The sequence below is a fragment of the Priestia megaterium genome (assembly GCF_023824195.1).
Taxonomy (GTDB): domain Bacteria; phylum Bacillota; class Bacilli; order Bacillales; family Bacillaceae_H; genus Priestia; species Priestia megaterium_D.
Genome location: NZ_CP085442.1, coordinates 681,250 through 694,306, shown reverse-complemented (window position 1 = coordinate 694,306; position 13,057 = coordinate 681,250). Strand labels below are relative to the sequence as shown.

11 protein-coding genes and 1 other annotated feature are annotated in these 13,057 nt (G+C 37.7%); of the genes, 2 read left to right on the top strand and 9 right to left on the bottom strand.

All coding sequences use genetic code 11. The features are described 5' to 3' along the window. Positions 1-70: 70 nt before the first annotated feature. The 3 genes from LIS78_RS03655 to LIS78_RS03650 all read right to left on the bottom strand — a co-directional run bounded on the left by LIS78_RS03655 (position 71) and on the right by LIS78_RS03650 (position 3,374). Positions 71-1,477, bottom strand: coding sequence for an amino acid permease (locus LIS78_RS03655; RefSeq protein WP_195781190.1), 1,407 nt, complete (start codon positions 1,475-1,477; stop codon positions 71-73). A 259-nt stretch (positions 1,478-1,736) separates the two neighbouring features. Further along, positions 1,737-1,871 carry a hypothetical protein gene (locus LIS78_RS31245; protein WP_268241082.1) on the bottom strand — a complete coding sequence of 45 codons (135 nt, stop codon included), beginning with the start codon at positions 1,869-1,871 and terminating at the stop codon, positions 1,737-1,739. A gap of 138 nt (positions 1,872-2,009) precedes the next feature. Beyond that, positions 2,010-3,374 carry an amino acid permease gene (locus tag LIS78_RS03650; RefSeq protein ID WP_209150970.1) on the bottom strand — a complete coding sequence of 455 codons (1,365 nt, stop codon included), beginning with the start codon at positions 3,372-3,374 and terminating at the stop codon, positions 2,010-2,012. A gap of 444 nt (positions 3,375-3,818) precedes the next feature. On the opposite strand from LIS78_RS03650, the gene LIS78_RS03645 reads away from it, so the two are divergent. Beyond that, entirely contained in the window at positions 3,819-4,394 is a 576-nt protein-coding gene (locus LIS78_RS03645; protein WP_013055419.1) for a GNAT family N-acetyltransferase, read from the top strand. 281 nt (positions 4,395-4,675) lie between these two features. Here LIS78_RS03645 and LIS78_RS03640 read toward each other — a convergent pair whose 3' ends face one another. The 5 genes from LIS78_RS03640 to LIS78_RS03620 form a co-directional block, all read right to left on the bottom strand. Then, positions 4,676-5,593: an ABC transporter ATP-binding protein gene (locus LIS78_RS03640; protein ID WP_029324759.1), complete on the bottom strand. Its 918-nt coding sequence runs from the start codon at positions 5,591-5,593 to the stop codon at positions 4,676-4,678. A gap of 1 nt (position 5,594) precedes the next feature. Next, on the bottom strand, positions 5,595-6,665 hold the full coding sequence (locus LIS78_RS03635; protein WP_195781192.1) for an ABC transporter ATP-binding protein: 1,071 nt from the start codon (positions 6,663-6,665) through the stop codon (positions 5,595-5,597). 14 nt (positions 6,666-6,679) lie between these two features. Beyond that, on the bottom strand, positions 6,680-7,606 hold the full coding sequence (locus tag LIS78_RS03630; protein ID WP_013055416.1) for an ABC transporter permease: 927 nt from the start codon (positions 7,604-7,606) through the stop codon (positions 6,680-6,682). 2 nt (positions 7,607-7,608) lie between these two features. Further along, positions 7,609-8,544 carry an ABC transporter permease gene (locus LIS78_RS03625; protein ID WP_013055415.1) on the bottom strand — a complete coding sequence of 312 codons (936 nt, stop codon included), beginning with the start codon at positions 8,542-8,544 and terminating at the stop codon, positions 7,609-7,611. 97 nt (positions 8,545-8,641) lie between these two features. Then, positions 8,642-10,288, bottom strand: coding sequence for a peptide ABC transporter substrate-binding protein (locus LIS78_RS03620; RefSeq protein WP_013055414.1), 1,647 nt, complete (start codon positions 10,286-10,288; stop codon positions 8,642-8,644). A 666-nt stretch (positions 10,289-10,954) separates the two neighbouring features. Then, positions 10,955-11,159 (top strand) — a binding site (T-box leader). A 79-nt stretch (positions 11,160-11,238) separates the two neighbouring features. Here LIS78_RS03620 and trpS point away from each other — a divergent pair. Next, positions 11,239-12,225, top strand: coding sequence for a tryptophan--tRNA ligase (gene trpS, locus LIS78_RS03615; protein ID WP_042992329.1), 987 nt, complete (start codon positions 11,239-11,241; stop codon positions 12,223-12,225). Between the two features lie 29 nt (positions 12,226-12,254). Here the strand turns inward: trpS and LIS78_RS03610 are convergent, their stop codons facing one another. Beyond that, on the bottom strand, positions 12,255-13,004 hold the full coding sequence (locus LIS78_RS03610) for a YjbA family protein (protein WP_013055412.1): 750 nt from the start codon (positions 13,002-13,004) through the stop codon (positions 12,255-12,257). Between the last annotated feature and the right edge of the window lie 53 nt (positions 13,005-13,057).

The window sequence follows — 13,057 nt, the reverse complement described above, 5'->3', positions numbered from 1 at the left end:
CAAATTTTTCAGTCACTAAAAAAGCCTTGCAGAAGAAATGACTTTTCTGCAAAGCTTTTGAGATAACCTCTTATTTATTTAATAGCTGATGTGCTTTTCCTCGTCTCATTAAGATAGGATACAGCAACAGCCCGATTACAAATAAGCCAATACCTAAGAAAAATGTTTTTAAATCAGCTGTCCCTGTCTTAATCACCCAAAGCGAATAAATAAGTGCTAATGAGGCAATAATTCCGTCTTTTACTCGCGATCCTTTAATGATATCGTACGTCTCACCCGTCACAATAAGCTTTAATTGATAAACTGTCGTCACGAAATAAGGAACTAAATAAGCGAGAGTAGCTACCACGATAGCAAAATTATAGGCTTGCGAAACTGTACCTGAAATAGTCGCAAACAAAAACAACTGTGTTAAGCCATTTGTTAATGTTAGTGAGCGGGCTGGACTATTGTTCTGATTCGTTTTAGCAAACCACTGTGGAAACAACCCTGATTTTGCTGCTTGATAAGGAACTTCTGCACTAACAACAATCCATCCAACAGTAGAACCTAATAAAGAAATAAGTGCTAAAATGGCCATTACGTAAGCACCTTTATGTCCAATAACCATTTCTAACGTATCTACCAAAGGCTTTTGAGACTGCTGCAGCTGAGCTGTTGAAAGAATCCCCATAGCTAGAAGCGTAATTCCTACATAGATAACCATTGAAATTAATAATCCAAGCAGCGTTGCTTTCTTTACTACTTTTTGTGATTTTGCACGATTAGATAATAGTACAGCTGATTCAATTCCGATAAACGCCCACAGCGTAGCAATGGCTGCCCCATTGACCTGACTTCCTAACCCTACATTTATACCCTTTGAATTAACAAATTCTGTACTGACCAGGTTGGATGCGCTAAATAGCGATAGCGCCACAACAATAAATAAACCGAATCCAATAATTTTAGCCGCCGTTGTGATAAAGTTAATATTACCGGCGCTATTGATATCTCGCTGCAAAATAGCTTGAATTCCCCATAGTACAATAGAACATACTAAAAACGTAATAAATTTTCCAGCTTCTAATTGAAAATCTCCGACTGAAAATAAAATATCCTTACTCTCCATTACTGGAAAGAACGTTGTTAAATATCCCGCAAACGATATGATGACAGATGCTGTTGCAGCCCAGTTTGCTGCCCAGTAGCCCCAAGCCATGCTATATCCTGCTACTTTACCTGCTTTAGGCGATGAAAAAAGATTGGCTGCATAACTTTGAGGCCCTCCTTTTAATTCAGGCTTTCTCATGACTAAGTTTCCGAATACAAGAGCAATCATGAACACGCCAAGACCTGTTGCAACCCAAGCAAGCGTTGAACCGATTGGACTTGATACGTTTGCTAAATTAGAAGGAAGCATAAATACTCCGCCGCCTACCATATTACCAACTACAAAGGCTGTTAAAAACCAAAGTCCCCATTTTTTATCTTTCATTTGCTGTGTCTCCTTTTGCTTTCTAAAAGCTTAAACTTTTGACATAGAAAGCTCGATGCTAATCTATTAACACGTAAAAATTATTTGTTTCTTCATTTATCTCTTCATTTGTTTAACAATATAATATATTAGCACACTAAAGCAAAAAGTGAAATAATAAATCCTTCATTTTCTTTTGGAAAAAAATGAGACTGGGACATAACTACATTAATCTAAAGATGGACAAATGGGATATACGAGCTCGTATGAATCGCGCTTGTTACACCGCTGTTGATTTCCATGCAAGACTTCGCTTTCCGCGGGCCGCCGGTGAGCCTCCTCGTTGCTTCCGCTCCTGCGGGGTCTCACCTGTCTCGCTTTTCCCGCAGGAGTCTTCGCCTTGCCCTCTAATCAACAGCTAGAAGCTCCTACATACAGTAAACCTACGTTCCCTATCACCATAAAAAAATCCGAACGAGTTGGATTCTTAATCAAGAATTCAACTCGTTCGGATTTTCCTTCAACGAAACTACTTTTGTCCGAGCCTCATTTTTTATCTTTTATGAAAACCTTTTGAATAGTAGACAACAACCAATAAAACAAACCATATCGGACCTACAATAAGGGCTATTCTTGTATCAGAGGAAAAACCCATCACCACTACTACTCCTGCTAAGAAAGCAAGAGAGAGATACGACGTATACGGGAAAAACGGAAGCTTGTATTTTAAATCACTTACTTGCTGACTGCTTAATCCTCTGCGGAAGCGAATTTGAGAAAGTAAAATAATTCCCCATGTCCAAATCGCTCCAATAGTCGCAATACTCGTTACCCACGTGAACACCTTATCAGGAACAACATAGTTTAAGCCAACTCCGATTAGCAGTACAATAGCTGAAGCAATAACTGCTGCACCAGGCACGCCGCCTTTTGTTAAGTTGGCATAGCGTTTTGGTGCTTCCCCGTGCTGAGCTAAATTAAATAACATACGGCCTGTACTAAAAATTCCACTGTTACAAGAAGATAAAGCCGCTGTTAACACTACAAAGTTTATAATCCCTGCTGCAGCGGGAATTCCAGCTTTATCAAATGTTAAAACAAACGGACTTCCTTGTGTTCCGATTTCTGGCCAAGGATAAATAGACATAATAACAAACAAAGCTCCGATGTAAAAAATCAAAATTCTCCACAGTACATTATCAATTGCTTTTGTTAACGTCTTTTCCGGATTTTTCACCTCTCCTGCTGTTACCCCAATCATTTCAATACCAAGGTAAGCAAACATAACCATTTGAAGTGATAAAAGAACACCTTTCATACCATTCGGGAAAAAGCCCCCGTGACTCCATAAATTACTGATTCCTGTTGCAATACCGCCATTTCCAATTCCAAAGATAATCATGCCTAGTCCAAGCACAATCATAAGGATAATCGTTACTACTTTAATAAGAGAAAACCAAAACTCTAGTTCGCCATATGCTTTTACAGCTAAAAAGTTAACCCCTGTCATGATAACGAGTGCTGCAAGTGCCCATATCCACTGAGGTACACCCGGGAACCAAAACTCCATATATACTCCAACAGCTGTAATTTCAGCCATACATGTAATGATCCACATAAACCAGTAGTTCCAGCCTGTTAAATAACCAGCAAGTGGCCCTAAATAATCGTTAGCATACTTACTAAAAGAACCGGCTACTGGATTTCGTACTGCCATTTCACCTAGGGCTCTCATAATAAAAAACATAATAAGACCACTGATTCCATACATGATAAGAATACCAGGACCCGCTAACCGAATAGCGGATGCAGAACCTAAAAACAGTCCAACTCCGATAGCTGCACCTAAAGACATTAAGCTAATATGTCTTTCCTCAAGTCCACGGCTTAATTCTTTTTCTTGCGTGTTCCCTTGCATAATTCTCTCTCCTAACATATCCATTTCATTTAATAGCGGCTAATGGTGTAGCATTACCTTATTTTTAGCCAAATGATTCTAGAGATTGTATGTACTAAAAATCTAATCCTGCAAGTTCCGCACCTGCACTTTTACCGCTATCACATCTATAAAATACAATATTAAAAAAACTTCACTTTGTTCATTTTATCAAAAATCACAAAAAATGCGATAGTTTTTTGTGATTTTCACAAATAAACTTACAGTTAAAATATAATAAAAATCATTTTTTCCATTATATGTTCTTATTTCGCTATAATTATCTAATTATTAAGAATAATCGATCAATTATTCTTCTATATTTTCAATTATAGATGCTTACTTTTCCCTAAAAAGGGTAAAGATAAGATAACTGTTTAAACACTATTATGAACATCATCATGAAAAGATCAGTAGGAGGGTGCTATGAATTGGTATGAAAAACTAAGTCAATATTTTCCCATTGAAGAAATGAAATCAAAGAAGCATATCGAAACGCTTTTACAAGAACGCAGCGATATTTATCATAAAAATGAAGGACCTCATCACGTATTAATGTACGTGGAAACAGACCAATTTATCTTTATTGATTACCTCTTTGTTTCAAAAGACGCCCGAGGTCAAGGACTTGGCGGTAAACTAATTGATGAGTTAAAACAGCATAACAAACCAATTATCTTAGAAGTAGAGCCTGTAGACTATAAAGATTCAGACTCGGCAAAACGACTGCATTTTTATAAACGTGCAGACTTTAAGCATGCTCAAACAATTGGCTATAACCGCCGGTCATTAGCTACAAATGAAATTAACCAGATGGAAATTCTATATTGGTCTCCTACCTCTGAAACAGAGGAAAGCATTTTAAATAAAATGAAAAAAACGTACGAGTTAATTCATACGTACAAAGACAAAGAAATATACGGTGCGTCTTATCAGCCAGCAGATCAAGTACTAAAAATTGATAAGAATCGTAAAGACGGCGATATCTTAGCAGATTTATAAAAAGAAGGTAGACGCATGTCTACCTTCTTTCTATATTTTTTGAATTATTATTCAACATACAACATTATTAATCACTTATATTCCTTTAGTTATAAGGTTTATACATAGATATTTTGTCTTAAATATAAAATTCTGAAAATTTTCAATAGTATTTTTCAATCCTTTACTGTATAATACCTGTAAAGCGCTAATGTTACTTGTTCTTACATGTTTTTGCAACTTGAAGCTTAGTGTTCTTTGATAACTAAATAAAAAACGACCTCGTTGTGAGATCGTTTTTGTTATGTTGTATATGTGGCAAACTCAGCTTGAGAACAAGACACGTAGTGACCTGGAGATACTTCTCTAAGCTCCGGTTCTTCACCGTTATAGTCATGTATACTTGGATCATAAATTTTGCGTTGACGCGTTTTTTCACTGTCAGGATCGGGAAGCGGAATAGCTGAAAGTAACGCTTTTGTATATGGATGAACAGGGTTTCGATAAAGTTCATCACTTGGTGCAAGCTCTACAATCTTACCTCTGTACATAACGCCGATGCGGTCACTGATGTATTTTACCATTGACAAATCATGGGCGATAAATAAATATGTTAGTCCACGTTCACGCTGTAACTTCTTCATTAAGTTAACAACTTGAGCTTGTATAGATACGTCCAAAGCTGAGATTGGTTCATCTGCGATGATAAAATCAGGTTCTACTGCCAGTGCTCTTGCGATACCGATACGCTGACGCTGGCCGCCACTAAACTCATGTGGATAGCGATTTGCATGTTCTTTGTTAAGCCCCACTGTTTCAAGAAGCTCGTGAACCTTTGCCATACGCTCCTTTCTCGTCTTAGCTAAACCGTGAATGTCAATGCCTTCTGCTATGATATCTGCTACGGTCATACGAGGGTTAAGCGACGCATATGGATCTTGGAAAATCATTTGCATTTTACGATTGAATTTTTTAAGCTCTGAGCGAGATTTGCGACCATGTACATTTTCGCCATTAAATAGCACCTCACCGCTAGTAGCGTCGTATAAACGAATAATTGTTCTGCCTGTCGTTGACTTTCCGCAACCGGATTCACCTACAAGCCCTAATGTTTCTCCGCGGAAGATGTCAAACGTCAGACCATCAACTGCTTTAATTGTTCCTTTACTTGTGAAAAAATGTTGTTTTAAGCCTTTAATCTCTAATAATTTATCTGTCATGTTATTCACCATCCTTCGCTACGAGTACAGGTGTACTGTATACATTATCAACTTTACGCATGCGGCGCTGAACTGAAGCAGGCGGCTCTACTTTTGGTGCATCGGGATGTAACAGCCATGTTTTCGCATAGTGCGTATCAGATATTTTGAACATTGGAGGTTCTTGCTCAAAATCAATTTTCATTGCGTATGGATTTCGCGCTGCAAATGCATCTCCCTTTGGAGGATTAGTTAAATCTGGCGGCGTTCCAGGAATAGCAGCCAGCTCTTCTTCTGCCTCGTTATCTAAGCTTGGCATAGAAGCTAGCAGTCCCCACGTATACGGATGTTTCGGATCGTAAAACACTTCATCCACTGTGCCCATTTCAACAATTTGACCAGCGTACATAACGGCTACTCGATCTGCTACATTTGCTACTACACCAAGATCATGGGTAATAAAAATAATAGATGTATCCGTTTTTTTCTGAATGTCTTTCATCAACTCTAAAATTTGAGCTTGAATTGTTACATCAAGCGCCGTTGTTGGTTCATCAGCGATCAATAGCTTCGGATTAGAAGCAAGAGCCATCGCAATGACAACACGCTGTCTCATCCCGCCGCTGAATTCATGCGGATATTGATTCACACGCTGTTCGGGAAAAGGAATTCCTACAAGCGTTAATAACTCGACTGCCCGTTTTTTCGCTTCTGTTTTAGACACTTTGGAATGCTTGATTACAACTTCACCAATTTGAGCCCCAACTTTCATCGTGGGATTTAAGGAAGTCATCGGATCTTGGAAGATCATACCGATATCTTTACCGCGAATAGCTTCCATTTCTTTATCCGTTTTCTTAGCTAAATCAATGCCGTCAAACAGCATTTCACCGCTTTTAATTTGGCCAGGAGGCATCGGAATAAGGCGCATGATTGTTTGTGAAGTTACACTTTTACCAGATCCTGACTCACCAACAATTGCTAAAGTTTCACCTTTATTTAAGTGGAAGTTAACGCCGCGAACAGCTTGAACTTCTCCGCCATATGTTTTAAATGATACAGCTAAATTCTTTACTTCTAATAAACGTGACATATGAGTTCACTTCCTTACTTACGTAGTTTTGGATCTAACGCATCTCGTAATCCATCACCAATTACGTTGAACGCTAAGATTGTTAAACAGATAAACAAACCTGGGAAAAATAAGCGCCAAGGATAGTATTCCAAAGCAGGTAAGCCTTCTGAAGCCATTGTTCCCCAGCTTGCAAGCGGTGCCGGAACGCCTAGTCCCAAGTAGCTTAAAAATGCTTCTGTAAAGATTGCTGAAGGAATCGTTAGTGTCATTGTTACTAAAATTGGGCCTGTTGCATTAGGAATAAGATGTTTAAATAAAATACGTTTTGTTGTTGCTCCTAATGTTTGTGAAGCCATTACGTACTCTTGGTTTTTCAACTGCAATACCTGTCCACGCACAATACGGGCCATGTTAATCCAGCCGGTAATGGTCATCGCCAAAATCATCGTGCCTAACCCTTGGCCAAGCATAACCATTAAAATAATAACCAGTAAAAGGTAAGGAACACCATATAAGATATCCGCAACACGCATCATTGTTTCATCCGTACGGCCGCCGCGGTATCCAGAGATGCTTCCCCAAACTACGCCGATGAATAAATCAATTAAAGCTGCTGCTAACCCGATAAATAATGAAATACGAGCGCCTTCCCACGTACGAGCAAAAACATCACGCCCTAATTCATCTGTACCGAACCAGTGCTCAGAAGATGGAGCCTGATTAGCATTCAGTAAATCATTGGTTGCATAATCATATTTCACCATCAATGGACCAAATATAGCCATAAAAACAAGGAGAACCATTAGTACTACACCAAACATAGCAAGCTTATTTTTGCGAAAACGAATAAAAACATCTTGCCAGAATGAAAGACTCGGTTTTTCAATCTTTTCTGCCTGAGCGCGGTCAATCCCTGCTGTTTCAAACATTTCTTTAGGAATTTTCGGAAGTTGCTGCATAGTTACTCTCCTTTCTTAGCACCTGTAAGTTTAATTCGAGGGTCAATGAAGCCGTATGCAATATCTACAAGCAAGATACAAAAAAGTAGTAAAATACTGTAGAACACCGTTACGCCCATAATCGTTGTATAATCTCGGTTTGAGATACTGAGTACAAAGTGTGAACCTAATCCCGGGATACCAAATATTTTTTCAATAACAAAGCTACCCGTTAAAATCCCTGCTACTAAAGGTCCCATATAGGATACGACTGGAAGCATCGCATTTCGCATGGCGTGCTTAACTGTAATAACGCCTCTGCTTAAACCTTTTGCTTTCGCTGTACGAATATAATCATTGCTTAATACTTCAAGCATACTCGAACGAGTTAATCTTGCGATAAACGCCATAGGGGTTGAAGCAAGCGCGAGAGCTGGTAACACCGTGTGTGCCCAAGATTCCCAGCGTGCAACCGGAAAAATTTGTAGTTTCATAGCCAGAACGTATTGTAATACCGCTGCCATGATAAAACTCGGAACTGAGATTCCTAGAACTGCAATAACCATCGCCGTGTAATCTTGCCACTTATTATGTTTTAAAGCAGCAATAACACCAAGTACTACACCAATAGCAATTGCTATTAAAATAGCTTCCATCCCTAGCATGAATGAAACAGGGAATCCGCCGTTAATCAAATCATTTACCGTTTGGCCTTTATATTTGAAAGATGGACCAAAATCCCACTTTAAAATTGATGTTAAATAATCAAAGTACTGATGGTACCAAGGCTGGTCTAAACCGTAATACTGATTTAGATTTTTCTGAATTTCAGGGGGAAGCTGCTTTTCTGATGTGAATGGCCCTCCTGGAACAGCACGCATTAAGAAAAAGGTCGCTGTTACGATCAACCATAATGATAGAAACATATAAATAAGTCGTTTTCCTATATATTTGAACACCCTGACACACCTCCATATTTTTACAAAATTCGCGCACAAGAAAGAAAAGTATATGGAGCACCAGGCCCCATATACCCTTTGTCACAATTGATGTTACTTACTCAAAATGAGCCCACTTAATCTGAATGTCTCCAAGTCCAGACATCACAACATCTTTCAGCTGCTTGTCTTGTACCCAAGCGTTTGTGTAGAAGTAGATTGGTGCCACTGGCATTTCATCCATAAAGATACCTTCTGCTTTTTTCAACATTTCCAGACGTTTTTTAGGATCTGTTTCTTTTTGAGAGTCAATTAATAACTTTTTATATTCTGGATTTTCCCAGTTTGTATCATTGTTTCCGCCTTTTTTGTCACGGAATAATTCTAAGAAGTTGATTGGATCGTTAAAATCTCCTAACCAGCCCATACGTCCAACTTGATAATCTCCTTGGTGTAATTTTTCAATGTAAACAGCCCACTCAGAGTTGTCTAACTGTACTTTAATACCAAGGTTTTTCTTCCACATATCTTGAACAGCTTGTGCAATTTTTGCATGTTTTTCATCCGTGTTGTATGAAACCTTAATTGCTGGTAGTTCTGAAGCATCTTTAAGGCCCATTTCTTTCAAGCCTTTTTCTAAATATTCTTTTGCTTTTTTCACATCATTGTCTTTGAAGTAGCCTTTTTTGTTATCTTCAAACATTGTTGGTGGTACAGCCGCCATCGCTGGAACTGAACCGTCTTTTGTAATTTGTTCTGTAATACCTTTACGATCAATTGCATAAGCTAATGCTTTACGAATGTTCACATTGTCTAAAGGTTTTTGTTCTGTATTAAACTTGTACCAGTAAGTACCTGCAATCTCTTGAATGTTTAATGAACCGTCTTTCTTTAATTCAGGAAGTGCATCAGCTGGTAATTGACCAGTAGGCATACCTGCCCAGTCTAATTCCCCGTTTTTGAACATTGAAAGTTCAGTGTTGTTATCATTGATCATGTACATTTCAACTTTTTTAAGTTTTACAGCATCTTTATCCCAATAGTTTTCATTAGGAACTAACTCGATTTTGTCATTATGTTTCCAAGTTTTAAGCTTGAAAGGACCGTTTGACGTATAGTTTTCGCCCGCATTTGTGTACCATTTTTCATTTGATTCAGCAATTTTCGTATTCACTGGGAAGTACGTATAGAAAGCTGTTAATTCTAAGAAATATGGCGTTGGGTTTTCTAATGTTACTTCAAGCGTTTTATCATCTGTTGCTTTAACGGCAACATCATCTAATGAACCTTTTCCTTCATTGGCAGCTTGTGCATTTTTAACATAGTATAATTGATATGCATATTGAGATTCATTTTTAGGATCTAACGCCCATTTCCATGCATATTCGAAATCTTTTGCTGTTACAGGGTCACCGTTTGACCATTTTGCATCGTCGCGAATAGTAAACGTATATTTAGTTTGATCATCGCTGACCTTCACATCTTTTGCCATTGCATTTTCAGGTTTTCCATCTTTACCGATACGAGTTAAACCTTCAAATGTTTGTAATAATACGTTTGATGACGTTGAATCATTAGCTAAGCCTGGGTTTAGTGAAAAAGGCTCAGTTTTAATGTTTACGCGAAGCTCTTGCTCTTTTTTCTTGTCGCCGCCATCACTGCTAGCATTTTCACTGCCACCAGATTCTTTGTTAAATCCACATGCAGCTAAAAACAAGCTCATTACAAGCAGCAAACTGAAAAGAATCGACAACCTTTTCTTCATTGCGTGTTACCCCCTATTAAATTTTGTTTGTGTGGCAACCATATTTTTTTGATATGTACTAATTTCTTAATCCTCTTTCAATACAAAATAATCAGTTATTTTTTCGCATAGTAGAGCATTAAAGACCTCACTGCAAAATTATTCTTCTACTCTATGAAACTGTCATCAATTGTTTACATGCTGTAAATCCAATGTATGCGCTTAATATGTAGAAGACTCATTCATTACAAAATTCGCTAATTGAAACAAAACATTGTCTATTTTGTTTTTTCTGAAAAATTAAGAAATTGTAATACCTTTGTAAAAAATATGTTTGTTACGCCTATTATAAATATTTTAAAAATTTATTGCAATACTATTATTTAATGGTATTTTTTTGTCATGAGGGAAAAAACCTTATCTTATAAGGATTGTGCCTACTTGTCAGACTTCTAAAATCTTTTTTGTAGTATAGGTATTACAATAGTATTACAAAGCCATTAGAAATACTAAATAAAAGATTTTTACCAAATCCTCCACCAAATTTTCATCAAGAAATGCTTTAATTAAAAGGTTCTTGTCTTTTTTTGCCGCTGAAAAATTCCAGTAAATTGTCTTATAAAACTTTTTAGCGATAAGATGTTTAAATTCCTGCTTTTTCGCGTTATAATAACGAATAACTATATAATTAAAGCTGTGAAAAAGAGTAGTATGCAGAATTTTCATTTTTAGAGAGTTTGTGGCTGGTGAGAACAAACACTGAAACCTGCAGAATGGACTTTGGAGCTTTCAAGTGCAAAGCTTGAACGTTGACCTCAACGTTACATGAATAAAGATAGTTCACAATTATGTGTGCTAATTAGGGTGGCAACGCGGTCCATTCGCCCCTAGCTTATGCTAGGAGCGGATGGGCCTTTTTATGTTGTATCCGTAAATTAGCATCATATATGTGCAGATGAAAGGAAGATTTGATGAAAACAATTTTTTCAGGTATTCAACCAAGCGGTACAATCACTTTAGGTAACTACATTGGAGCGATGAAGCAATTTGTTGAACTTCAAAATGACTATAACTGTCATTTTTGTATTGTAGATCAGCATGCGATTACAACGCCTCAAGATCGTTTAGCACTTCGTAAAAACATTCGCAGCCTTGCTGCTCTGTATGTAGCAGTAGGAATTGATCCAGCAAAATCGACTTTATTTATTCAATCGGAAGTGCCTGCCCACACAGAAGCGGGATGGATGTTACAGTGCGTAGCGTATATCGGTGAACTTGAACGTATGACTCAGTTTAAAGATAAGTCCGCTGGAAAAGAAGCAGTATCAGCAGGATTACTAACTTATCCTCCATTAATGGCAGCTGATATTCTTTTATACAACACAGATTTGGTTCCAGTTGGTGAAGATCAAAAGCAGCATTTAGAATTAACACGTGACTTAGCTGAGCGCTTTAACAAAAAATACAATGATATCTTCACTATTCCTGAAGTACGTATTCCAAAAGTGGGCGCACGCGTCATGTCTCTTCAAGATCCTACGAAAAAAATGAGCAAGTCCGATCCAAACCAAAAAGCTTTCATTACGCTTTTGGATGACGCTAAAACAATTGAAAAGAAAATCAAAAGTGCCGTAACGGATTCAGAAGGTATTGTTCGCTACGATAAAGAAAATAAGCCAGGTATTTCAAACTTATTAAGTATTTATTCAATCCTAGCCAATAAATCGATCGAAGACATTGAAGCAATGTACGAAGGCAAAGGTTATGGTGACTTTAAAGCTGACACAGCTAAAGTGGTAGCTGAAGCACTCGCTCCAATTCAAGAAAGATATTATGAATTAGTTGATTCTAGCGAGCTAGATGATATTTTAGATCAAGGTGCCGATAAAGCAAATGCAACGGCTAATAAAATGCTTCGCAAAATGCGAAACGCAATGGGAATTGGCCGTAAACGTTAAAAAAAACGACTGCTATGCAGTCGTTTTTTTTAATTAACTTTTGGCTCTTGTTCAATTTCCCAAAGTTTTTCAAAGAAAGGTTGTCCTTTTACTAAGCGCTCGCATAATAATTTATGTTTCGGTGACCACCCTGACTTCGTTTCATCGTATAGCTGATTCCATACGTCTTGAAACGACATCTCTTGAATGTCTTCGTATTTCGTTGGATTCCACTCTGTGTACCAGTAGCGGATTTGAGCTGTATTTTTTGTTGTATGTAGCTGATCAAGTGCCATAAATAACAGCTGTTTTAGCTGACGTTCTTTACGTGTTAGTCCTCTCATCGTTTCAGGAGACGGCGAAAGAATATGATGCTCTTTTTTATTCAGCTCGTCTTCACTGAACTTATATTCTAGCTCTTCTTGATCCGCAATCATCTCATAGACTAACTGTTCTTGTCTTGGAATTAAGCGGCTTTTTCGAATCGGAATATGATATCCCATCGTATCGATTGCTAAAATATTCGTTCCATCTGTAACGATAAAACAATATTCAACCTGCGTGCGTTCATGATTTTTCCGAATGTATGCTTTCTGATAGACATCTTGTAGTAGTTGTTGAGGTAGCTCGGAAAGATCATTTTCAATGTAATGAAATAAAAGCGGATTTACTTTTAATAATGGTGCTTGATCGAGCAGTTCTACACAATCGTCTTTTCTCCACTCATGGAAATGACACACATTATAACCGTTTTCTTCGCCTTCAAACCAATTAACCCATACATCATGAAGATATAGCATAATTTACCCCTCACTTACTATCTGTTTGTTATCCATCAGTATAGGCAGAGAAA